Raw genomic sequence first — 23,154 nt, 5'->3', positions numbered from 1 at the left:
GGACGCTGCCGTGTCAACAGAATAGGGGCAGAATATGGACGTGGTGCACCCCCGCTACGCGGGTATGGATGTCTCAAAGAAGGACGCGAAGGTCCGTATCCGGGTTGCCGGGACTGGGCGACGCAAGGCGGTAGAGACCGTGAGCACATGGTCGTCAATGACGACCTCGATCCTCGCGCTGCGCGAGCATCTCGTTGCCGAGGGCGTCACCTGCGTGGTGATGGAGGCCACCAGCGACTACTGGAAGCCTTTCTACTACCTGTTGGAAGACCTCGAGGGCGTCGAGATCCTGCTCGCTAACGCCAGACACGTCGAGAACCTGCCTGGACGCAAAACGGACCTGTTGACCGAACTACCGACTCAGTCTTTGCGGGAATGTTCGCGGCGAGTCTGGGGATTGGCTAGGTTCGCTGCTCGTGATCAGCGACGAGGATGTGCCGCGGAACCTGACGCTGCTGGTGGTGCCACTGCTGGGCTCGCTTGAGGCGACCGGAGACCTGTTCGTGCCGTATCGGCTGGTCGATGGTGGGGGCGTTGCGGTCGAGCCCGTCGCGGTGTTCCTCGCCGAGCTCGCGGCGTGCGGGCGACCCGCGACGACGCAGCGGTCGTACGGGATGGACCTGCTGCGCTGGTTCCGGTTCTTGTGGGCGCTCGGGGTGGGGTGGGACCAGGCGACGCGGGTCGAGGCGCGGGACTTCTGTCGTTGGCTTGCTGTCGTGGCCAAGCCGAAGCGCCCGCACTGGCGTTATCCGGCCGGTGATGCTCCCGGAGCACGCAAGGAGCATGTCTCAGCGGTGGTCAACGAGGTGACCGGTAACGATCGCGGGGGGACGGGTACGAGGCGTCGACGGCGGCTCACTGCGAGCGTGTTGCGCGGCTTCTACGACTTCCATCTGGAGGCAGGGACCGGGCCGATGGTCAATCCGTTCCCGTTGCCTAGATTGTCACCACTTGAACAAGACGATTGACGATCCTCCGCGAAACGATCTCGCCGGCCTGCTCGGGGAGCCGCAGCGGCACCGGTCATGGCTTCGGCTTACGGATTGATCAGGATCGGTCATCGCACCGATCCGCCCAACAATGAAACCCTCGTACCCGCTCACGCCGATCGAGATCTTCACCAGTTGGCTACGCCCGCTCTACATCGATCACGAGGCAGATGTCGGCACGTACACCGCACCCAACATTTGGGTCCAGCACCGGTAACTGACCCGCGGAGCGTGCCGCTCGCCATCCTCTTGTGGACGGCGTGGAGGCCCCTCGCGGTGTCGGAGCACGTGCTCTGAGGTCAACGTGCTCGTTGCCGACACACCGTTGTGACTCGTCCTTGGTTTGATTGAGGGAAAGCCAGATTTCCTGGAAGGAACCCATCGATCATGGCGAATGTGAAGTACCCGCAGGAACTGCGGGAGCGTGCGACGAGGCTGGCCGTGGAGGCCCGCCGCGACCCTGAGACCCGCACCGGAGCGATCGCGAGGATCGCGACCCAGCTGGGCGTGCACATGGAAGCACTGCGTAACTGGGTCCGTCAAGCCGAGACGGCTGGCCTGCCCGTCGAACGGGAGGACACCGAGGAGCGGATCCGGTCGCTGGAGAAGCAGAACCGAGAACTGCGTCGCAGCAACGAGATCCTGAAGTCCGCGGCGGCTTTCTTCGCGGCGGAGTTCGACCGCCCATCCAGGTAGTCGTCGCGTTCATCGACGAGTACCGCCACCGCTGGGGAGTCGAACCGATCTGCCGTGTCCTGTCCGACGAGCTCGACGTGAAGATCGCCCCCGGCACGTACTACGCCCACAAGAAGCGTCCACCCTCGCCGCGCGCCCGGCGCGACGCGTACCTGAAGGAGGAGATCATGCGCATCCACGCCCACAAGCGGATGCGGGTCTACGGGATCCGCAAGATCCACGCGCAGCTGAACCGGGACGGGATCGACGTAGCCCGGTGCACCGTCGAGCGGCTGTGCAAACAGTTGGGGATTCGCGGTACCGTGCGCGGCAGGTTCCCGCGCACCACGCGCCCGGCACCGGAGACTGGCCGGCCGAAGGATCTGGTCGATCGGCAGTTCGTCGCGGACGCCCCAAATACGCTCTGGGTGGCCGACATTACCTACGTGCGAACCGAGGCCGGGTGGGTGTATGTCGCGTTCGTGCTGGATGTGTTCTCCCGCAAGATCGTCGGCTGGCAGGCCTCCACCCGCATGTACACCGACCTCGCGCTGGACGCGCTGAAGATGGGCTTGTACGCTCGTCAGCGTGACGGGCAGGATGTGAAAGGCCTTGTGCACCATAGTGATCGGGGCGTGCAGTATCGCGCGCTGCGGTACGCTGCTCGGCTCGAGGAAGCCGAGGCTGTGGCCTCCGTCGGGTCTCGCGGGGACTCCTACGACAATGCGATGGCCGAGGCGCTGAACTCGCTGTACAAGGCCGAACTGATCCACCTGGACGGGCCCTGGGACGGCATCGACGACGTCGAGGTCGCCACCGCCGACTGGGTCGCCTGGTTCAACAACGAACGACTCCACTCCATGCTCAACTATCAACCTCCGATCGAGGTCGAAGACGCCTACTGGGCCCAGCAGCAAACCACCGATACCGCAGCATAGAAATTCAACACACGCTGACCCTCAACAAAATCCGGGACTTGACATTGCGCTCAAGACGAGAGTCAGACTGCCATCCACCGCTTCTACCTTGTACGCACGCCAGTCACCGACCGCCCATCCTCCGCCGATCACAGGAAGCGGCAGACCCCGCGCCAGCCGCACGGCCAGGGGCTCCAGCGCCGGTAGACCCCCGGCGATCACGCCCAACCGCCGCGCGGCAAGCCTCGTGCCGATCACCGCCGACAGCCCCCGCAAAACGGGCCACTCAGCAGCCCGGCCGCAAACCAGACCCGGTTCGCGACCACAACCTCACGCAGCAACCCAAGAAGGCGGAGGTCGATGCCAGAACGGCCGGACATGAACAGCGCCATCGCGACGTAGAAGCCGGCCAGCGCTGCCAGTGTTGCCGCCGCCCCGGTCACCGCTCCGCGCCGCGATGAGCCCACTCACCAGGCCGGCGTAACCGCCACCAGCAACCACGGGCTACTGAGGTTGCCCAGCCCATCGCGCAGTCCCGCTCCGTCGCCTTTGAGCACGCCAGCAAACAGACCGAAGCAGACCGCCGCAGGAAGGATGATCGCCAGGCGACATAGACGCACGCCAATGGTTCTAGCACAGGAACCATCGCCGCTCACTCATCCTGTCCGGAGGGAAGGCACTCCATCAATCACCGCTGGACGAACCATCACCGGCGACGATCCGAGGATCTGGGAGGCCGAGCTGCAGAGGAGGCGATCCGTTCCGCAAGGGTCGGTCATGCGGGACGCCCGCCGCGCCAACCGTGTCCGTACACCGATCGATCTCCGGGACTGCCACTTTCGCCGCAAGCTGTTTGCGGAAGAACTCCCGTACTCCCAGCAGAACAGTTGTCGCGCCGGCGGTAGCTGTGTTGTCTCCAGGTCCAGGAACTGCTCATGCGGCTCTTCAACCGCCGCTGCACCGGCGATCGGCGCCGGCCGACGCGGCATCCGCGCCCGGACCGTCGCGCCCCCGCCGCGGCTGGATACACGTACAGGCCACGGACCGGGTCGGGTACCGCGTCGAGAGCGGCCTGCACGCCGGGTAGAGACCGGAACGCCTCACGGGCGCTCTCGTCGGCGAACTCGATCTCGAAGATCTCACCCCAGGTGGCGGTGTGCCACGTCCAGTCCTTCGCGCCGTGGGTGACGGCGGCCTCAGTCAGTGCCTCACCGCGCCCGGACCGCCATCGGCGAGCTGCGGGACGCCATCGCTCACAGGCGCCGACACGCAGCAGATCAGCACTCCGAGCTCACATCTCCGGGACCGTCCCACACGGGGTCCTATTAGTACAGTCCACTCATGGAGGGGCTGTGCCAGGAGGTGCCCGGCGTAGCCCGAAAAATACACCGGTTGCGGTAGGCGGGTACCGCGCTCGGATGACGACAGAGGTATTCCACGCGAGTGACCATCGGGTCATGGCGAAAACACAGAATTGCCCAATCTCGCGTTCAGGGTCGATCAGCCTGCGGCGGGTGGCGAAGAGTTACGCGGGTCGAGCGGCGGTGTATCCGCTGGATCTCGACTTTCGTCGGGGTGAAGCGGTCGCTTTGCTCGGCCCGAATGGCGCGGGGAAGTCCACGGCGATCGGGATGATGCTCGGTCTTGTGACCCCTGATTGCGGTGATGTGCGGGTGGCCGGTCGGTCGCCGCGTGAGGCTATCGCCGGTGGGTACATCGCCGCGATGCTTCAAGACTCTGGCATGATGCCCGGCGTTCGAGTCGCCGAACTGGTGCGACTGGGCGAACGGCTGTATCCGCATCCAATTCCAACGAACGAGGCCTTGGATCTCGCCGGGCTCAGCGACGAACGCAAGCGCCGCGTCGACCGGCTGTCTGGAGGTCAGGCGCAACGCCTGCGATTCGCTCTGGCGATCGTCGCGAACCCCGAGGTGCTGGTTCTCGACGAACCGACCAGGGCGTTGGACGTGCAGGGTCGAGCCGGGTTCTGGGACTCGATGCGCACCTTCGCTGCGGCGGGCCGGACGGTGCTGTTCGCAACGCACTATCTGGACGAGGTGGACGAGAACGCCGAACGTGTCGTCGTGATCGCTCGTGGCCGGATCGTCGCGGACGGCAGTCCAGCCGAAATCCGCAAACGCACCGGTGTAAGCGTCGTGCGCGTCACCGTCCCGGACGGCCATACGGGGCTCGACTGCATCGATGGCTCTGTCTGCGTCGATGTTCGCGGCGAACGTGTCACGATCAAGACAACGGACCCGGATGCGACAGTCCGCGCGATCGTCACAGGGCCGCGGCCCTGGCATGACCTCGAGGTTGGCCAGCAAAGCCTCGACGATTCATTCCTCGCCCTTACTCAGGCACCCGATACCCAGGATTCGTGATGACCACATACTTTCTGCGCCTTGAAATCGTTCGAATGCTGCGCGATCCGAAGTATCTTGCCCTTGCTGTCGGTGCGCCTAGCGGCTTCTATCTCCTGTTCGCCGGCCTATTCGGTGGTGGCTCTACCCGGCCTGGCCAGTTACCGGGCGCTGTCGAGATCATGGTCGCGATGGCCGCTTATGGTGCGATCTGGGCTGTGCTGTCTACGACGGGCTCGCGGATCGCGGAGGAACGCCAGATCGGCTGGCTTGAACAGGTGCGGGCGATGCCGCTGTCACCGATGGTGGCACTGGGCTCGAAGGTTGTAGCAGCTCTGGCGACGGCGCTGCCCGCGATCGTGTTGGTGTGCGTGACCGCGGCAGTGGTGAAAGGAGTGCAGCTTTCTGCCGCCCAATGGATCGGGATTGTTGTCGCGATCTGGTTGGGAAGCGTCCCTTTCGCGGCGCTCGGGATCGCTATTGGATTCTGCGTCGGCTCGGATGCCGCGTACCCGCTGAGTTACGGCTTGTACATGGCGTTGTCTGCACTGGGAGGTCTGTGGGTGCCGCCGGCAATTCTGCCCGCCACGATGAAAAACGTTGCGGACTGGCTGCCCACCTATCACCAGGCGAAGCTGGGTTGGGACATTGCCGGTGGGGCCATCCCAAACTTGGTGAGTGTGCTCAACCTGATCGCCTGGACAGTGGTCCTGTCACTGCTCGCATTCGCCGCATATCGTCGTCCGCGCCTATTGGGCGGCAAAAGAAGCACCGCGAGAATCTCCGCCGCAACTGCGGCCCGAGAATCCGCGACTCTCGCCTCATCCCCCACGGATAGGCTTCACTTGTGAATACCGCGGCACCCGCACTGCGCGCGCATCACACCGCACGGCTCCTCCATGCCGAGCTCACCCTGGCCGGCGCAGTGACCGCCGTCACGGTCACGGGTATCTGGTTCGAGATCGCAGGAGCGAGCAGACCTGTTGCCATACCGGCGGGTGCGTATGTGATCGGCGTCGTGGCAGCTGCGGCGCTTCTCCTCCGCCGCAGGTGGCCGGTATGGGCAGGAGTCGCCGTTCTGGTCCTTGTCGCGGTGTATCACTTCAGCGGGTATCCGGGCGGGGCGCCGGCGATTGCGCTGTTTGTCGCACTTTATTTCATCGGCGCCTGCGACCCACCGGTCCGGAGTTTCTTGATCGGTCTCGTCGTGATAGCAGGATGGCTGGTAATCCCGTCGCTTCCTCCGTCGGCGTTGCCGTGGTACTCGTGGGCGACGCTCGGCCCCGCGATAGGCATGGTCCAGTTCGTGGTACTCGGCGCGGTCGCCGGTCAGGTGCGTCGTGGACACGAGCGCACACTGGAAACCGAGCAGGCGCGGATGCGCGAACGGATCACCCAGGAGCGCCTCGGAATGGCACGCGAATTGCACGACGTGATCGCGCACACAGTATCCGCAATCTCAGTCCAAAGCGGTTTGGCACTGGACGTGTTCGAGGATGATCCGCAGAAAGCTCACCAAGCGATCGTGCGGATACGCGCACTGGCGAAGCAAGCGATGCCCGAACTGCGCAGAACACTACAGCTGCTGCGTGACGACACGCAGACGGCGCCGGCCCTGGCCCCACAACCCGGGCTCGCCCAGCTGGACGAACTGCTCAACCAGGCAAGGGACGCCGACTTGCACGTCGAGACCGATATCACGTTGCCGGCCACCGAACTGTCGTCGTTCGTGCAGCTGACCGCGTACCGCATCGTGCAGGAAGCACTGACCAACGTCATCCGTCACGCCGAGGCGACCACGGTCACCGTCGCCATCCGCGCCAACGAGGAGTGGCTGACCGTCAGCGTTGCAGACAACGGCCACGGTCCTGACCAGGCAGACGAGAGCGGGGTGGGGCTCGGGCTCATCGGCATGCGCGAACGCGCACAATCCGCGGGCGGCACCATGTCGACGGGCGTGCGACGTGGTGGTGGGTTCGTCATCACCGCAGAACTACCGGCGACGGCCCAATGACAATCCGCGTCGTCATCGCCGACGATCAGCCACTGATACGCGAAGGATTCCGTGCCATCCTCGAGCGAGCAGAGGATGTCTGCGTCGTCGCCGAAGCCGCCAACGGACGGGAAGCAGTCGAGCTCGTTCGACAGTTCCAGCCCGATGTTGTCATCATGGACGTTCGGATGCCCCAACTCGACGGGATCGCCGCCACACGGCAAATCACGACGAATCCGGCACTGGCCGGCACGAACGTGCTCGTGATCACCGCGTATGAGGTCGACGCGAACGTCTTCGAAGCACTGCGCGCCGGAGCGAGCGGATTCCTCCTCAAAGACCTCGAACCTGATGACCTGCGCCGGGCCGTCTCCGTGGTCGCCTCCGGGGAATCCCTGCTCGCACCCAGTGCCACCAAGCGACTGATCGCCCATTTCGTCGCGACGCCGCAACATCCCACGGGTCAGGAGGAGAAACTGACTTTGCTTACGGAGCGCGAGCGTGAGGTACTCACCCTCGTGGGACAGGGACTAACCAATTCTGAGATAGCGTCCCGGCTGTTCATCAGCCCGGCGACCGCGAAGACGCATGTCTCACGATCGATGCTCAAACTCGATGCTCACGACCGAGCACAGCTCGTCGTATTCGCATACGAAGCCGGTATCGTCGGCGCCGGCTGACGGTCATCGCGGCACGGGAAGTCACTCCCGCGATCTGCTCGCCGGTCTGGGTGCCAATAGAGGCCCTCCCAGTCAGTACTCGACCAGGCGGCCGGTATGTAGGTTCCAGTCCCGGACCTCTCGTCGGCCGAACCGGCACTGCCGGCCTCGATCCCTAGCTCGCCCGGCGCGGTGCGAACCTTCGGGCCACCCCATTCCTGGAAAGGGCCTGACAAGACGCTGCCGTCTGTAACGCCGCCAGTTCGATCCGCAACACTCCATGCACATCCCGGCTGTCCTGATCGCACTGCCACGGCTTTGTCCCATAGCACGACCCCCTCTATCGGCTTTCGTGGTCTGTGCCACAGCAGGCCAATCCGCAGGGCACCACCTCGGCGCCGGAGCCGAAGGCGAGGGCCGGTCGATGGACTGTCCCCGCTGAGGTCGACCACCGCCCCGCGGGCACCGGCGTAGGTCAAACCGAGCACCGCATCCCGGGCGGAGGGCTCCAGCCCGCCCGCCGCGATGGCGCCCTGGCCCGAGACAATGATCTGGTGCACCCGCTGGTGGCCGAGCCCCAGTGCCTCGCCGATCTCCCGCATCGTCCCATCCGCCGAGCGGAGCCGCCGGATCAGCAGATGGTAGTCGACACGTGACGTCCACCGTGTGCTCAGCCTCGAGCAGGCGATCACGGCAAGACTTCGCGTCAGCCAGGAGCGACTCATCCAGCGCCATGCTGTCTGGTGTCATAGACACGCTCGATTTTGGCAAGTCCAATCGGTGCACCACGTTCCTCGCGCCGACTGCTCAGCGGTGAAGAGGTGGGCATGGTGGTTGGGGGCTCGGGTGTGTCTGCGTGTGATGAGTGCCTGCTGTTGGCTTAGGAGATCGTGGATCAGGAGGGCCCCCCCGGATGGCTTGGATTCAGGCTGATTACGCGTCGAGTGGGGTGTCTGCACCGCCTGCGCGTGGCCCGTAGCGCACGAAGATGATTGCGCCCAGGAGGACGAGGCCGATGCCCCATGTCCACGACACGCCCGAGTTGGCAGGCTGTAGCGGCCAGGCCCAGCTGGAGTGGAACGCGGGTGAGTCTGGCGGCGAAGAGGGCGACCTGGATCGCGTAGGCGATGGGCAGGATCCAGCTGAGCGACGCGCCGATGATGGGCGCGGTGAACAGGGCCAGTCCGAGGTAGCCGAGCAGGTTCCGAAGGGCTGCCGCGGACCCGTAATCCGGCGTGGCGGCCACCATTGCGGGTGTCAGCGCGATCGGCACGCTCCGCCAGAGCGCGATGATAAAGCCACTCCAGATGCCCATGGCGAATAAGCAGGGCGCGTTCAAACGCAGGGATCAGGTCATCCGGCGGGATGCTAACTCCGCGCTCGTAGTCACACACATTGCTGTGGGCAGACAACCCGACCAGCCGAGCCAACTCCCGTTGCGATAGACCTTGGCTCATCCGTAATCTATGAATCTCGCGTCCCAGGCCACGGGCGGTAGACGACAGGTTCTCATCGGGCAGGTCGGTGGCCAGCGGGTGGTTCGCGCGAGTAAGCAGGTCGGTCCAGAAGCCTGCCGCGGCGGGTGCGCTGCGGTCACCCCGACTGCCCCGCGCCACCACTTCGTCGAGCACCCGAGCAACTGTTCGTGGGTATGCAGTCGCATGAGCACCATCTTGCACCCACGCGACGAGAAGTCCGCAGGTCACCCGCCGCAAAGTGCCCGGCGGCCATTGGACGATCATTCAACGGCGACGAGTTGGTTCACCACGGTTCGCAGCATCACGGGCCCTCAACTCAGTCCGGCGGCCTGGCGCAACAATCTGGCCTCATAACGTTATGAAGCGAAGTACCCGACATCAGTAACAATCGAGAATGACTAACGACGTCTGGCTAATTTTGGCTACATCTCGACACCGCCGCCTCCACCAGGTCCAGCCGCAATATAGGCGCCAAGAGCCCACCATGCGGACTATGTTGCGTATGAGGGGACCCTAGAGGGGGGCGCGCATGGCTGCCGGTCCGAGAGTCAAGGACTCGCTGGCGTCGGTCCGCAAGGTGCTTCGCAACCGCAACCTCCGCAGGGTGCAGCTGGCGTTCTTCGGCTCCGGCATCGGCGACTGGTCCTACGCGACGGCGTTGGCGGTCTACGCCTACCAGCATGGTGGTGTCACCGCGGTCGGGATCTTCCAGGCGGTCCGATTCCTGGTCAGGACGATGGCCGGTCCGCTCGGTGCCGTGATCGCGGACAGAGTGCCGCGGCGGGCGTTCATGATGGGCAGCGACGCGACCCGTGCCGTGCTCGTTGCCGTGGCCGCGGTCGGCGTGGGGCTGGGCACCCCGTCCTTCGTCGTCTACGCCCTGACTCTGCTGGCGGTCGTCGCCGGCTCATCGTTCCGGGCGGCCCAGGCTGGACTGATCCCCCAGCTGGTCGACCATCCTGAGGAACTGATCGCGACAAACGCGGTCAGTGGCATCCTGGAGAACACCTACGTCGTCACCGGAGCTGCGCTCGGCGGGGTGTTCGTCGGCGTGTTCGGGGTCGAGGCGACCTTCTGGCTGAACGTCGCGACGTTCGCCTGGTCGTTCCTGCTCGTGCTGGGCGTGCGGGTGGCCAAGGATCGGCGGGCCGAGCCGGTCGTGAGCCCCCCCGAGGCCGATCGGCCGCCGGAACAGGCCCAGCTCGAGCAGAAGTCGGGTTTCGTCGCAGAGGCAGGCGCCGGCTTTCGGGTCGTCGCCAAGGACGGCGACCTGCGCTCCACGGCTCTGCTCGCCGCCTCGCAGACGTTCGTCTGGGGCATCCTCAGCGTGATCACCCTGCTGATCGCGATCCAGATGCTGGGCACCGGACCCAGCGGGATCGGCTACATGGACACGTGCATGGGTATCGGCAGCGTGATCGGGGGCGCCCTGGTGCTCACTCGCCTGGCGCGGGGAACCCTGGGCCGCGACATGGTGTCAGGAGTGTTGGGATACTGCCTGCCGCTGCTCCTGCTTGCGGCGCTGCCCGGTCGTCTGACCGCGATCATGGTACTGATGATCGTTGGCCTGGCCGAGCCGTTCGTGAACGTCGGCTTCGACACGATCCCGCAGCGGATCGTCCCCGACGAGGTGCTGTCGCGAGGCTACGGCGCGATGGAGTCCATGTCGATGGCTTCGATGACTGCAGGCGCATTCATGGCACCGGTCCTGGTGCATCTGCTCGGGCTACGGGCAACGCTGGCCGTGCCCAGCATCATCGTGATCATCTTGGCCTTCTCCCGGTTCGCCCGGATGAGGGGGCTCGACGCTCGGCTGCGGGAGCCGCCCGAGCTCGCACTGCTGCGCACGATCCCGCTGTTCGAGCCGCTCGATCCGCCGATGCTGGAGTCGTTGGCACGCCAGGTCGTCACGGTCGAGGTGCCGGCTGGCAACGTGGTGATCTCAGCGGGCGAGGCCTCGGACCGGTTCTACCTGATCGACTCGGGCGTGGTCGAGGTCACCCAGGACGACCGGGTGCTGCGGCGCGAGGGACCCGGCGAGTTCTTCGGTGAGATAGGCCTACTGCGCGACGTGCCGCGCACTGCGACGATCACGGCGGTCGGCGACACCAAGCTGCTGGCTCTTGAGCGTGCCGACTTCCTGGGGGTGCTTGCTGGGACAGCTGAGGGGCGAAGCAGGGCCGAAGACGTGGTCGCACGTCGACTTGCGGTTTAACATGTGGCTGGGCCACAGGCTGGAGGCGGTATGACGGCGTGCCCGGCGTGCGGTGCGGCGGGGCAACCCGACGCGGCGCGCTTCTGCTTCGCGTGCGGCGCCATCCTGGCCGCAGCGACGTGCGGGGCCTGCCACGCCGAGGTCGTCCCTGGTGCCCGGTTCTGCAGTGGCTGCGGTGCGCGTCAAGCCTCCGGCACCGCCGCGCCGACGACCGCGACTACACAGGTGGCCTCACGCCGGATGACCAGTGTCCTGTTCGGTGACCTGGTTGGTTTTACCGGCCTGTCCGAGTCCCGGGACGCCGAGGAGGTCCGCGAGCTGCTCTCGCGCTATTTCGAGGGGTGCCAGCGCGTTATCGCGCGTTATGGCGGGGTGGTCGAGAAATTCATCGGCGATGCGGTGATGGCCGTCTGGGGAGTGCCCATTGCCCACGAGGACGACGCCGAACGTGCTGTGCGGGCCGGCTTGGAGCTGGTCAACGCGCTGGTCGTGATGGGCGTCGAGGTCGGTGTGCCCGAGCTGGAGATGCGGGTAGGCATCGTCACGGGCGAGGTTGCTGTCACGATCGGGGCGCAGCAGCAAGGCATGGTTGCCGGTGACGCCGTCAACACCGCCTCTCGCGTGCAGTCGGTCGCCGTGCCCGGTCAGGTCTGGGTCGACGAGACCACTCGCCTGCTCACCTCGTCGGCGATCAGTTACGTCGATGTGGGCAGTCATCGGCTCAAGGGCAAGGTCGATCCGGTCCCGCTGTGGTCGGTGCGCACCGTCGTCGCCGGGGTAGGGGGAGTGCAGCGGGCCGATGGGCTCGAGGCGCCGCTGGTCGGACGAGACCGGGAGCTGCGCATGATCAAGGAGCTGTTTCACGGCGCGGAGGAGTCAGAGCAACCGGCCCTGCTCATCGTGTCCGGTGAGCCTGGCGTGGGCAAGTCCCGGCTGGCTTGGGAGTTCGAGAAGTATGTCGACGGTCTGTCGACCAGCGTGCGATGGCACAGCGGGCGTTGCGTGGCCTATGGGGAAGGTGTCGCCTTCTTCGCGCTGGCCGAGGCGATCCGTGCGCGGTTGTCCACGCTGCGCCCCGACGATGCCGACGAGGACCCGGCGACGATGTTGGGCGCCGGCCTTGACCGCTACGTCACCGATTCGGAGGAGCGATCCTGGCTGGAGCCGCGGCTCGGGGTGCTGCTCGGCATCGGCTCGGCGGGCACGTTCCCGCGTGAGGACCTGTTCGCGTCCTGGACTGCGTTTTTGCGCAGGGTGGGCGAGGATGCGCACGCCGTGGTCCTCGTCATCGACGATGCCCAGCATGCCGACGACGGCCTGGTCGCCTTCCTCGAGCACCTGCTTGCAGCGGCGAGCTTCCCCTGCCTGGTGGTGCTGCTTGCCCGACCCAGTCTGTTGGAGGGGTATCCCGGGCTGGCCACGAACCACCGCGCCACGGTCGTGCACGTCGAGCCGCTTGGTGATCGCGACATGTCCGGACTCCTCGACGGGTTGGTCGCGGGGCTACCGCCCGCGGTTCGTGCGGCGCTGGTGGAACGGGCGGATGGTATTCCGTTGTACGCCGTGGAGACGGTCCGCTCGCTGATCGACCGAGGGCTGGTGATGCTCCGGGACGGGGAGTACGTGCTGGCAGATCCCGAATCGCTGGACCTGGCCAGTGTGGGCGCCCCGGCCTCGCTGCAGGCATTGATCGCGGCCCGTCTGGACACGCTGTCCACCGACGAGCGGCGGGTGGTCGACCAGGCCAGTGTCGTCGGGAGCAGCTTCGCCTTGGAGGAGTTGGCAGACCTTTGCGTCGACGTTCCCGACCTGGACGGCGTGGTGGCCGGTCTGGTGCGGTTACAGGTCTTTCGGCAGGAGCTGAACCGGTTCTCCAACGAGCATGGGCAGTTTCAGTTCGTCCAGTCGGCCGTGCGGCAGGTCGCCTACGGGTCGCTCTCCCGACGCGACCGCAAGGCCAGCCACCTGGCGGTCGCCGACCAGGTGGGGTCGGTCGACGATGCGGTGGGTGAGCTGGCTCCGATCATCGCCCAGCACTACCTCGCGGCGCTGGACGCCGTGCCCGAGGATGCCGACCACGACGAGCTCACCGAGCGCGCGATCCGGCAGCTCACCCGGGCGGCCTCTCGGGCCCGCAGCCTTGGCGCGCCTGCCGAGGCCGCTGCCCACCTCGGCGTCGCACTCGAGCGCGCCGCGGACGCGCACCAGCACGCCACCATCGGCAGGGACCTGGCTCTCGCGCTGGTGGACTCCGGCAGATACGGCGAGGCGCGGCCTTACGCCGAGTCCGCCCTGGCGGACTTTGAGCGACTCGGCGACGACGTGGCCGCGGGGTCGGCCGCGGCGGTGCTTGCCGCTGTCGTCTCTCTGGGTGCGGGCGACAACGAGGAAGCAGTGCGGATCGCGGAGCCGCACTATGAGCGGCTCAAGGGCCGCGAGGACGCCTTGCGGGTGCTGCTGGACCTGTCGGGGGTGATGGCCTCATCGATGATCCGTATCTCGATGGATATCCGCGAGATCGTCGATGAGCGCGTGCTGCTCGCCGAGCAGGCCGGCGACGAGGCCGCTATTGCGGAGAGCTGCAACAGCCTCGCAACGCAGTACATGCACGTCGGGTCCCGGGCGATGGGCCGCATGCTCCAGGAGGATGCTGCCGCGATCTCTCGGCGCCACCACGACACACCCAGCCTCGCCCGGTCGCTGTCCAACCTCACCGCGGACTGGAACGGCGACGACGCAGTCAAGGCGACCGAGCTCGGCCGGGAAGCGGTGGACGTCGCGAAGTCGACCGGCGTGCAACTGTGGATGAGCGTCTCTCAGGCGAACCTGATCCTCGCGCTGCTGGCCACCGGTGAGTGGACCGACGCGATCGACTTGATGGACAGCCAAGCGCTCGTCGAGGAGGTGAGCGTAGTCGCGGTGGAGTATGGTCGGGCGCTGGTCGCGCGGGCTCGGGGCGAGGCGCACCTGCTCTCCTGGGACTCGAATGCGCCACCGCGGCAGGATGACGCGGCGTACCTGGCCTGGCGGGCAATGGCGGAGTCGGTGTGCGCTCTGGACCGGGGCGACGCGCCCACTGCGGTCCAGCGAGCGATTGACGGGCTGGAGCACGCGCACACGCAGTCTGGGGTCTACGACGACTTCCACGTCTTCTGGCCGCGGGCGGTCGAAGCCGCGTTGGTCGCGGGCGATGACACGGCGCTCGACCGGATGACCGAGCTTGTCGACGGGAACCTGTTCGCCACCCTGCCCACGTCGCTGCAGGGCCACCGCCGCCACCTGGCTGCGCAGGTCGGCATCCGCCAGGAATCGGACCCCGCTGAGATCGAAAAAGCCTTCCGGGACGCTCTGACGGCGTACGACGCCTGGCACGGTGTGGTCGAAGGGGCCCGCTGCCGGGCCGATTTCGGCGGCTGGCTCAACGCCCAGGGGCGCAGCGAAGAAGCCCGACCCCTGCTGCAGTCGGCCCGAGAGGTGTACGCCTCGATCGGCGCGACGAAGTGGCTGGCCGACCTGGAGCCGGCCACGGCAGGTTAGGTGCACCTATAGTGCGACGGGAACGCAGGTATGACATCATTATCTTGACGTCAAGATAAATTGGATGATGGACGAAGGAGTCGGCGTGAGCGCCAGCATAGATAGCTTCGGAGCCAAGGGCACCCTCAAGGTGGGGGACACCTCATACGAGATCTACCGGTTGAATGCGTTGAAGGGCACCGAGTCGCTGCCCTACAGCCTGAAGGTGCTGCTCGAGAACCTCCTGCGCACGCAGGACGGCAAGAACACGACCACCGAGCACATCAATGCGCTCGCCGCGTGGGACGAGAACGCCGACCCGAGCGTCGAGATCCAGTTCACGCCCGCCCGGGTGATCATGCAGGACTTCACCGGGGTGCCGTGTGTCGTCGACCTGGCCACCATGCGTGAGGCCGTTGCCGACCTGGGCGGCGACCCGACGAAGATCAACCCGCTGGCGCCCGCCGAGATGGTCATCGACCACTCGGTGATCATCGACGTGTTCGGCCGCCCGGACGCCTTTGAGAAGAACGTCGAGATCGAGTACACCCGCAACAAGGAGCGCTACCAGTTCCTGCGCTGGGGCCAGACCGCGTTCGAGGACTTCAAGGTCGTCCCGCCGGGCACCGGCATCGTGCACCAGGTCAACATCGAGCACCTGGCCCGTTCGGTCATGGTCCGCGACGGTCAGGCCTACCCCGACTCGCTGGTCGGCACCGACTCGCACACCACGATGGTCAACGGCCTCGGTGTGCTCGGCTGGGGCGTCGGTGGCATCGAGGCCGAGGCCGCGATGCTCGGCCAGCCCGTCTCCATGCTCATCCCACGCGTCGTCGGCTTCAAGCTGACCGGCGAGATTCCCTCTGGTGCAACGGCAACGGACGTCGTGCTGACGATCACGCAGATGCTGCGTGAGCACGGCGTGGTCGGCAAGTTCGTCGAGTTCTACGGGCAGGGCGTTGCCGCCGTGCCGCTGGCCAACCGCGCCACGATCGGCAACATGAGCCCCGAGTTCGGCTCCACCTGCGCGATCTTCCCGATCGACGACGTCACGCTGGACTACCTGCGCCTGACCGGCCGCCCGGACGAGCAGGTCGCGCTCGTCGAGGCGTATGCCAAGGAGCAGGGGATGTGGCACAGCCCTGACCAGGAGCCGCGCTTCAGTGAGCGCCTCGAGCTCGACCTGGGCACCGTGGTGCCCTCGATCGCCGGCCCGAAGCGCCCGCAGGACCGCATCATCGTGTCTGAGGCGAAGGACAAATTCTCGCTGGACATCAAGAACTACGGTGTCGAGGGCGACTTCCGGGAGGTCCAGGTCACCGACTCCGATGGGAAGGCGTTCGGGCTGAAGGACGGCGCCGTCGTGATCGCCTCGATCACCAGCTGCACCAACACGTCCAACCCGTCGGTCATGCTTGCCGCCGCGCTGCTCGCCAAGAAGGCCGTCGAGAAGGGCCTCACGGTCCCGGCGTGGGTCAAGACGTCGATGGCCCCCGGCTCGAAGGTCGTCACCGACTACTACGAGGCCGCGGGCCTGTGGCCCTACCTGGAGAAGCTCGGCTTCTACCTGGTCGGCTACGGCTGCACAACCTGCATCGGCAACTCCGGCCCGCTGAACGAGGAGATCTCGCGGGCGATCCAGGAGCACGACCTGACAGCCGTCTCAGTGCTCTCGGGCAACCGCAACTTCGAGGGCCGCATCAACCCCGATGTGAAGATGAACTACCTCGCATCGCCTCCGCTGGTGATCGCCTACGCGCTGGCCGGCACGATGTCGTTCGACTTCGAGACCGACGCGCTGGGTCAGGATGCCGTCGGCAACGATGTCTTCCTCAAGGACATCTGGCCGGCGCCGGAGGAGGTCGAGGCGACGATCGCAAGCTCGATGAACAAGTCGATGTTCATCAAGGACTACGCCGATGTCTTCGCGGGCGACGAGCGCTGGCAGTCGCTGCCGACGCCGGAGGGCGACCGCTTCGAGTGGTCCGACGACTCCACCTATGTGCGCAAGGCGCCGTACTTCGACGGGATGAGCAAGGACCCACAGCCGGTGAAGGACATCTCCGGTGCACGGGTGCTCGCCAAGCTGGGCGACTCGGTGACCACCGACCACATCAGCCCCGCGGGCGCCATCAAGGGCGACAGCCCGGCCGGGAAGTACCTCAAGGAGCACGGCATCGAGCGGAAGAACTTCAACTCCTACGGCTCGCGTCGCGGCAACCACGAGGTGATGGTGCGCGGCACCTTCGCCAACATCCGGCTGCGCAACCAGCTGCTGGACAACGTCGAGGGCGGATTCACCCGCAACTTCCTCGCCGGTGGCGAGCAGGCCACGATCTTTGACGCCGCCGAGGCCTACCAGAAGGCCGGCATCCCGCTGGTCGTGCTGGGCGGCAAGGAGTACGGCTCCGGCTCGTCGCGCGACTGGGCGGCCAAGGGCACCCTGCTGCTCGGCGTCCGCGCCGTGATCTGCGAGTCGTTCGAGCGGATCCACCGCTCGAACCTGATCGGCATGGGAGTGCTGCCGCTGCAGTTCCCGAAGGGCCAGAATGCGGATTCGCTCGGCCTGGACGGCACCGAGACCTTCGGCATCACCGGCATCACCGCGCTCAATGATGGGGGGATCCCGCGCACGGTGCACGTGACGGCGGCCAAGGAGGGCGGCGACGCCGTCGAGTTCGACGCCGACGTCCGCATCGACACCCCCGGAGAGGCCGACTACTACCGGCACGACGGGATCTTGCAGTACGTCCTGCGGTCGCTGGTCAAGCAGAACGCCTGACCCGCAAGCTGATCCGGATGCCCCGCCCTACCGCACCGGTAGGCCGGGGCATTCGCGATCTGCTGGTCTGCTCCGTACCCAGTCAGCCGGCGCCGGCGGGCGCCGAAAGACACCAGGTCGACGTCGCCGATCACCGCCCGCGCCTGTGTCGGCGTTCCTCACGCTCGGCATCAAGCAGCTGCTGGTTGGTTGGCTCGCCGGCAGGGATCCGCACGGGCCGGGATGAACGAAGCCGCCCCGACGGACTGTCCGAGCATCGGCGCCCGTGCAAACGCGCCACCTCGTTTCGCACCACGTCGGAGGCGGGCGTAGTTGACTGGTGATGAGGAATTACCTCGGAGCTATGGAGATGAAAATGTCTGACACCTCTCGCTTGTCCGCCCACCTGCCCGAGCTGACCCGGCGGCAGCTGATCGGGGGCGGCCTTGCTGCCGGTGGTGCCCTCGCGCTCGGCGCACCGCACGCAGTCGCGGCGCCGGCCCGGGCATGGACCACAGCCGCACCCCGGCACATCGAATATCACACCTTTCGCGGGCCGAGCGGCTTCGCGCACGGGCACCGGAGCGGCACGCGGACGGGATCCGGCGGCTTGGTGCTGCACCACCCCACGGCCCAGCGCACCTACACCGACCCCTTCGCCGCGGGTGCACAACCGGTGACCTATGACGTGGGCACCTGGACCTCTCCGGTGCTGCGTAACTCGTTCCGGCTCACCGAGCTGATCAGCTCGTGGGACGTGGACACGCCGAAGGGCACCTGGATCGAGGTCAATGTGCGCGGGTGGGACGAGTCGGGCACGCAGACCGGGTGGTTCATCCTTGGCCGCTGGGCACGGGACGACGTGCAGGCGGGCGGCGCCATCAACCGCACCTCGGTCGATGGGCAGGGCACCGAGATCGCGACCGTCTGGACGGACACCCTGCATCTGGAGGGCGCCCATACGCTGAACGACCTCGAGCTGCGGATTCAGCTGATGCGTCCGGCCGGCAGTGACCTCACGCCGACCGTCCGCTTCCTCGGTGCAGTTTCGTCGGCGCTGCCGGGCGACCCGACCGTGCCGGTGAGCGCGCCGGGCCTGCGCCGGGCCATCACCCTCGACGTCCCCACCTACTCCCAGGAGCTGCACCAGGGGCAGTACCCGCAGTACGACAACGGCGGAGAGGCCTGGTGCTCGCCGACCTCCACCTCGATGGTGGTCGCCTACTGGCATCGCGGGCCGTCCAGAAGCCAGCTGTCCTGGGTCGAGCCGATGACCGACCCGCAGGTCGCCTACGCCGCCCGCAACACCTACGACTACACCTATGAAGGATGCGGCAACTGGCCCTTCAACGCGGCGTATGCCGCCAGCTTCGGGCTGGAGGGCTTCGTCACCCGCCTGCGCAGCCTGCGGGAGGCCGAAGCGTTCATTGCCAGCGGGATTCCGCTGGTGACCTCGGTGTCGTTCAAGTCTTCCGAGCTGGATGGCGCGGGTTACAGCACCGACGGTCACCTGATGGTCCTGGTCGGCTTCACCAAGGACGGCGACGTCGTCATGAACGACCCGGCCAGTCACCTGATCGCCTCGGACGATCAGGTGCGCACCGTCTACAAGCGGGAGCAGTTCGAGAACGTGTGGGTCCCGCGCAGCGGCGGCACCGTCTATGTGATCCACCCATCGGGGATGCGTCTGCCCCGGCCGCCACGCGAGGCGAACTGGTGATCCAGAGCCCGCGCTGAGTCGGCGCACCGCGCGGGGCAACGCCCTTGACACCCTCCGCAACTGTATTACTATTACTAACACAGGTGATACAGTTGCGGAGGGTGTTGTCATGGACATCGAGCTGGACCCGCTGTCGCCGGTGCCGATCTATCAACAGATCCGTGACCGGATCGTCGAAGGCATCGCTCGCGGGCAGCTCCGCGACGGCTCGTTGCTCGCCTCTGTGCGAGAGCTGAGCGCAGCCTTCGCCATCAATCCGGCCACGGTCGTCAAGGCATACGACCTGCTGCGCCGGGACGGATTCGTGCGGACGAGTCGCCGGTCGGGCTCGGTCATCGCCCGCGACGGCGGGTCCGAGGTCCGAGAGGAGACCTTCACGGACTGGCAGGGGCGCATGCTGACGCTGCTCGCGGAGGCGCGCGCGAATGGGTTCGACGCGGATCGGATCCTCAGCGAATGTCGCGGTCTTCTTGATGGATTCGCGGCACATCAGCCGAAGGTAGAGGGGGAGTCATGAAGTGGTTCGCGGTTGGACTGGTCCTGGTGCTTGGTGGGTGCCTCTGGCTCACGCCGGTCATGTCGAGGCGCACCGTCCCACTGGGAGTCGCGGTGCCCTCGGACAAGGTCGACGACCCGGTGGTGCGCCGCGCGATCGGCCGCTTCCGCAAGCTCGTGGTCGCCGCGAGCGTGCTGGTAGCTGGCCTCGTGGTGGCGCTGGGTGCGGACTCCACCATGGCGATCGCCCCGCTGGCGGTCGTGCTGCTGGCGGCGGCAGCCTTCGTCTGGGCGCGACAGCCGATTCTGCGAGCCAAGGCTCGACAGGGCTGGTACGACCAGGTGCCGGTGCGGTTGCGAGGCGCGGTGACGTCGGACACGGAGCCGAAGCGGTGGACGTCCAGGGTGGAGATCGGCTGGTATGCCGCATCGCTCGTGCTGCTGTTGGGCAGCGCTGCGGCCGGTGCAGTGCGTTACGACAGCCTGCCGGCCCGCATACCGACCCACTTCACCTTCGCCGGAACGCCGGATCAGTACGCCGATAAGTCGATGATCAGCGTCTTCGGCCCGCTGATCGGGGGTGTCGGTGTGATCGTGCTCCTCCTCGGGCTGATGGGAGTCACTTTCGTCGCTCCCGAGCGGCAGTACCCCGACGGTGACCCGGACCACGCCGGGGAGCGGGCACGCCGCAAACGCGCCTTCGTGACGCGTGCCCTGGGGGTGATCGCCCTGGTGGGCTGCGCCACGATCTGCGGCGCGTGCCTGGCGATCTACTTCCGCGTGACGTCGTGGGCGCTCACGCCGGTGCTCGTCAGCGGAATGGTGCTCATCCTCGCCGTGGTCGGGTGGGCCGTCCTCCGCGCCATCGGCTTGCAGCGCCCAGGTGCGGGCTCGTCCGGCCGGTCGGCGGAGTCGCCCGATGACGACCGCTACTGGAAGGCCGGCCTGATCTACGTCAACAGAGAGGATCCCGCCCTCTTTGTGCCGAAGCGCCAGGGGATCGGCTACACGATCAACCTGGGCCACCGGGCGGGGCAGATCGTCACCGGGCTCGTCCTGCTCATCGTCGTGGTCACGGTGGTGAGCTCGGTAGTTGGCCACTAGGTCGTCAGGAGGGCGCTACGGCAACCTGTGGGCGGTGCCAGACGTCTAGGTCCTAGACTCAGGGAGTTAACCGACGAAAGGCATGGCGGCATTGTGGGACTGCTCGACGGCATCAGGGGACCGGCGGACCTCAAGAAGATTCCTGTTGATCGGCTCGATGAGCTCGCCACGCAGATCCGGACCTTCCTCGTGGAATCGGTCTCCAAGACCGGCGGTCACCTCGGTCCGAACCTGGGGGTCGTCGAGCTGACCATCGCGCTGCACCGAGTCTTCGACTCGCCACACGACACCATCGTCTTCGACACCGGCCACCAGGCGTATGTGCACAAGATGCTGACCGGTCGGCACGACTTCAGCAAGCTCAAGAAACAGGGTGGGCTGTCCGGCTATCCGAGCCGCGCCGAGTCCGTGCATGACGTCGTCGAGAACTCGCACGCCTCGACGGCGCTGTCCTGGGCCGAGGGGATCGCCCAGGCGCGCGTGCTCAGTGGCGAGCCGGGCCGGCATACCGTGGCCATCATCGGTGACGGCGCACTGACCGGCGGGATGGCGTGGGAGGCGCTGAACAACATCGCGGTGGAGCGCGACCTGCCCCTGACCATCGTCGTCAACGACAACGAGCGATCGTATGCGCCCACGATCGGCGGGCTGGCCGACCACCTGGCCACCCTGCGCACCACACGCAACTACGAGCGGATGCTGGACTGGGGTAAGACCGCGCTGAAGCGCACTCCGGTGGTCGGCGGCATGGTCTACGACACGTTGCACGGGGTGAAGAAGGGCGTCAAGGACATCGTCGCGCCGCAGGGGATGTTCGAGGACCTGGGCATCAAGTATCTCGGTCCGGTCGACGGGCACGACGAGCAGGCGGTGGAGGGTGCGCTGATGCGGGCGCGGGCCTACGGGTCGCCGTGCATCGTGCATGTGATCACCCAGAAGGGCCGCGGATATTACCCGGCGGTCTCCGACGTCGACGGCGACCAGTGGCACGGCATCGGCAAGTTCAACCCGGAGACCGGGCTCCCGTTCGAGGTCTCCGGCCGGATCTGGACCGATGAGTTCAGCGACGAGATGGTGCGCATCGGCGCGGAACGGCCCGATGTCGTGGCGATCACCGCCGCGATGATGATCCCGGTCGGACTCGATGCCTTCGCGAAGGCGTATCCACGGCGGGTCTTCGACGTCGGCATCGCGGAGCAGCACGCGGTCACGATGGCCTCGGGTTTGGCGTTCGGCGGGATGCACCCGGTAGTGGCGGTCTATGCAACGTTCTTGAACCGGGCGTTCGACCAGCTGCTCATGGACTGCGCGCTGCACCGCCAGGGCGTCACCTTCGTGCTCGACCGGGCCGGCGTCACCGGCTCGGACGGCGCGTCGCACAACGGCATGTGGGACATGGCGATCACCTCGATCGTGCCCGGCCTGCGGCTGGCCGCTCCCCGCGACGGCGAGCAGGTCAAGGCCCAGCTGCGTGAGGCGCTCGACGTGGGCGATGCACCCACCGTGATCCGCTTCCCGAAGGGCGACGTCGCGGAGCCGCTCGCGGCGGTGCGCCAAGAAGGCGTGCTCGACGTGCTGCACGACACCGAGGACGGCCCGGAGGTCGTGATCGTCGGCGTCGGATCCATGTGCCCGACTGCCCTAGGTGTCGCGGAGAAGCTTGAGGCGCAGGGTCATTCGACCATGGTGGTGGACCCGCGATGGGCGCTGCCCATCAGTGCGGACCTGGTCGCTCTGGCTTCGCAAGCGCGACATCTGGTGGTCATCGAGGACAACCTGGTGACCAATGGTGTCGGAGCGGCCACCGCGGAGGCGCTGCGCACCGCCGGCGTGCAGATGCCGGTGCACACCTTCGGCATACCGAAGCAGTTCCTGCAGCACGCATCGCGGGCTCAGGTGCTGGAGGAGATCGGACTGACTCCGGACGTCGTGGCTACCGAGCTGATCGGTCGACTTGGCTGACCTGGGCAGCCGCCGGCCGGGATGCGTCCTGGGTCAGTGGTAGTAGCCGAAGCAGTCGGCGATCAGGTGGACCGAGCCTGTTGATCCGTTGTAGAGGTCGATGTATCCGGTGGACGAGACGGGCACGAGCACCAGGTTGGGTGCGGTGAGTGATTTGGTGAAGTTGAGGTTGGATGCTGTGGGCCGGGTGATGCCGTCCGGGTAGACGGTCACGTAGCCCGCCTGGGTCGGTGCGGTCTCGGTGACGTTGAGCACGATGGCCTTGATCCCGGTCGGGATCCCGCCGACGCCGGAGACCTTCACCTTG

General features: G+C 66.5%; 17 protein-coding genes, 2 pseudogenes and 1 other annotated feature. Of the genes and pseudogenes, 15 read left to right on the top strand and 4 right to left on the bottom strand.

Features of this window, described 5'->3' with window-relative positions; translation table 11 throughout:
• Positions 1-34: 34 nt before the first annotated feature.
• From FGL98_RS07640 to FGL98_RS07630, 4 genes and pseudogenes are all read left to right on the top strand, one after another.
• A pseudogene (locus FGL98_RS07640) lies at positions 35-343 on the top strand (IS110 family transposase); the annotation flags it as partial.
• 73 nt (positions 344-416) lie between these two features.
• Entirely contained in the window at positions 417-968 is a 552-nt protein-coding gene (locus tag FGL98_RS07635) for a hypothetical protein (RefSeq protein ID WP_186526039.1), read from the top strand.
• 112 nt (positions 969-1,080) lie between these two features.
• Positions 1,081-1,206, top strand: coding sequence for a hypothetical protein (locus FGL98_RS26700; protein WP_281289157.1), 126 nt, complete (start codon positions 1,081-1,083; stop codon positions 1,204-1,206).
• Between the two features lie 170 nt (positions 1,207-1,376).
• A pseudogene (locus tag FGL98_RS07630) lies at positions 1,377-2,602 on the top strand (IS3 family transposase).
• Positions 1,646-1,777: a sequence feature (AL1L pseudoknot), on the top strand. Its footprint overlaps the pseudogene before it by 132 nt.
• 233 nt (positions 2,603-2,835) lie before the next feature.
• On the opposite strand, the gene FGL98_RS07625 reads toward FGL98_RS07630, so the two are convergent.
• Together FGL98_RS07625 and FGL98_RS25325 are read right to left on the bottom strand one after the other, a co-directional pair.
• The gene (locus FGL98_RS07625) at positions 2,836-3,024 is read right to left on the bottom strand and encodes a hypothetical protein (RefSeq protein ID WP_146316171.1); all 189 of its coding nucleotides are present in this window, start codon (positions 3,022-3,024) and stop codon (positions 2,836-2,838) included.
• A 24-nt stretch (positions 3,025-3,048) separates the two neighbouring features.
• Entirely contained in the window at positions 3,049-3,201 is a 153-nt protein-coding gene (locus FGL98_RS25325; protein ID WP_186526038.1) for a hypothetical protein, read from the bottom strand.
• 894 nt (positions 3,202-4,095) lie between these two features.
• Here FGL98_RS25325 and FGL98_RS07615 point away from each other — a divergent pair.
• Genes FGL98_RS07615 through FGL98_RS07600 form a run of 4 tightly spaced genes read left to right on the top strand, consistent with a single transcriptional unit; the run spans position 4,096 to position 7,617 of the window.
• Positions 4,096-4,965 carry an ABC transporter ATP-binding protein gene (locus tag FGL98_RS07615; protein WP_246136426.1) on the top strand — a complete coding sequence of 290 codons (870 nt, stop codon included), beginning with the start codon at positions 4,096-4,098 and terminating at the stop codon, positions 4,963-4,965.
• Positions 4,965-5,795, top strand: a complete 831-nt coding sequence (locus tag FGL98_RS07610; protein ID WP_146316169.1) for an ABC transporter permease — start codon at positions 4,965-4,967, stop codon at positions 5,793-5,795. Before FGL98_RS07615 ends, FGL98_RS07610 begins: the two co-directional genes overlap by 1 nt.
• Complete coding sequence (locus FGL98_RS07605) at positions 5,792-6,958, top strand: sensor histidine kinase (protein ID WP_146316168.1); 1,167 nt, start codon at positions 5,792-5,794, stop codon at positions 6,956-6,958. Before FGL98_RS07610 ends, FGL98_RS07605 begins: the two co-directional genes overlap by 4 nt.
• Complete coding sequence (locus FGL98_RS07600) at positions 6,955-7,617, top strand: response regulator transcription factor (protein WP_146316167.1); 663 nt, start codon at positions 6,955-6,957, stop codon at positions 7,615-7,617. Before FGL98_RS07605 ends, FGL98_RS07600 begins: the two co-directional genes overlap by 4 nt.
• A 725-nt stretch (positions 7,618-8,342) precedes the next feature.
• Here the strand turns inward: FGL98_RS07600 and FGL98_RS27075 are convergent.
• Positions 8,343-9,338 (bottom strand): helix-turn-helix domain-containing protein, encoded by a 996-nt coding sequence (locus FGL98_RS27075; RefSeq protein WP_146316166.1) that lies wholly within the window; start codon positions 9,336-9,338, stop codon positions 8,343-8,345.
• A gap of 265 nt (positions 9,339-9,603) precedes the next feature.
• On the opposite strand from FGL98_RS27075, the gene FGL98_RS07590 reads away from it, so the two are divergent.
• The 7 genes from FGL98_RS07590 (at position 9,604) to dxs (ending at position 22,847) form a co-directional block, all read left to right on the top strand.
• Entirely contained in the window at positions 9,604-11,289 is a 1,686-nt protein-coding gene (locus tag FGL98_RS07590) for an MFS transporter (RefSeq protein WP_146316165.1), read from the top strand.
• Between the two features lie 30 nt (positions 11,290-11,319).
• Positions 11,320-14,826: an adenylate/guanylate cyclase domain-containing protein gene (locus FGL98_RS07585; RefSeq protein WP_146316164.1), complete on the top strand. Its 3,507-nt coding sequence runs from the start codon at positions 11,320-11,322 to the stop codon at positions 14,824-14,826.
• Between the two features lie 85 nt (positions 14,827-14,911).
• Positions 14,912-17,587 (top strand): aconitate hydratase AcnA, encoded by a 2,676-nt coding sequence (gene acnA, locus FGL98_RS07580; RefSeq protein ID WP_246136425.1) that lies wholly within the window; start codon positions 14,912-14,914, stop codon positions 17,585-17,587.
• Between the two features lie 355 nt (positions 17,588-17,942).
• Complete coding sequence (locus tag FGL98_RS07575) at positions 17,943-19,286, top strand: C39 family peptidase (protein ID WP_146316163.1); 1,344 nt, start codon at positions 17,943-17,945, stop codon at positions 19,284-19,286.
• Between the two features lie 109 nt (positions 19,287-19,395).
• Positions 19,396-19,803, top strand: a complete 408-nt coding sequence (locus FGL98_RS07570; protein ID WP_146316162.1) for a GntR family transcriptional regulator — start codon at positions 19,396-19,398, stop codon at positions 19,801-19,803.
• Positions 19,800-20,885, top strand: coding sequence for a DUF1648 domain-containing protein (locus FGL98_RS07565; RefSeq protein ID WP_146316161.1), 1,086 nt, complete (start codon positions 19,800-19,802; stop codon positions 20,883-20,885). The genes FGL98_RS07570 and FGL98_RS07565 overlap by 4 nt, the downstream gene beginning before the upstream one ends.
• Positions 20,886-20,978: 93 nt before the next feature.
• A complete protein-coding gene (gene dxs / locus FGL98_RS07560; protein WP_146316160.1) occupies positions 20,979-22,847 on the top strand; it encodes a 1-deoxy-D-xylulose-5-phosphate synthase in 1,869 nt (622 codons plus the stop codon).
• Positions 22,848-22,880: 33 nt separating this feature from the next.
• On the opposite strand, the gene FGL98_RS25320 is transcribed toward dxs, so the two are convergent.
• Positions 22,881-23,154: hypothetical protein (locus FGL98_RS25320; protein ID WP_222432054.1), on the bottom strand; the 274-nt coding region annotated here is incomplete at its 5' end.

The sequence above is a fragment of the Leekyejoonella antrihumi genome, from assembly GCF_007845645.1.
Classification (GTDB): Bacteria; Actinomycetota; Actinomycetes; order Actinomycetales; family Dermatophilaceae; genus Leekyejoonella; species Leekyejoonella antrihumi.
Note: the sequence above shows the minus strand (reverse complement) of the source record. Positions and strands in the feature narration are given on the sequence as shown.

Excerpts from the sequence above, each read along its gene's own strand:
- FGL98_RS07590 (WP_146316165.1), top strand. The coding sequence starts at position 9,604 with ATGGCTGCCGGTCCGAGAGTCAAGGACTCGCTGGCGTCGGTCCGCAAG.
- FGL98_RS07575 (WP_146316163.1), top strand. The coding sequence starts at position 17,943 with ATGTCTGACACCTCTCGCTTGTCCGCCCACCTGCCCGAGCTGACCCGG.
- FGL98_RS27075 (WP_146316166.1), bottom strand. The coding sequence starts at position 9,338 with ATGATCGTCCAATGGCCGCCGGGCACTTTGCGGCGGGTGACCTGCGGA.
- FGL98_RS26700 (WP_281289157.1), top strand. The coding sequence starts at position 1,081 with ATGAAACCCTCGTACCCGCTCACGCCGATCGAGATCTTCACCAGTTGG.
- FGL98_RS07565 (WP_146316161.1), top strand. The coding sequence starts at position 19,800 with ATGAAGTGGTTCGCGGTTGGACTGGTCCTGGTGCTTGGTGGGTGCCTC.
- FGL98_RS07585 (WP_146316164.1), top strand. The coding sequence starts at position 11,320 with ATGACGGCGTGCCCGGCGTGCGGTGCGGCGGGGCAACCCGACGCGGCG.
- FGL98_RS07570 (WP_146316162.1), top strand. The coding sequence starts at position 19,396 with ATGGACATCGAGCTGGACCCGCTGTCGCCGGTGCCGATCTATCAACAG.
- FGL98_RS07610 (WP_146316169.1), top strand. The coding sequence starts at position 4,965 with ATGACCACATACTTTCTGCGCCTTGAAATCGTTCGAATGCTGCGCGAT.
- FGL98_RS07600 (WP_146316167.1), top strand. The coding sequence starts at position 6,955 with ATGACAATCCGCGTCGTCATCGCCGACGATCAGCCACTGATACGCGAA.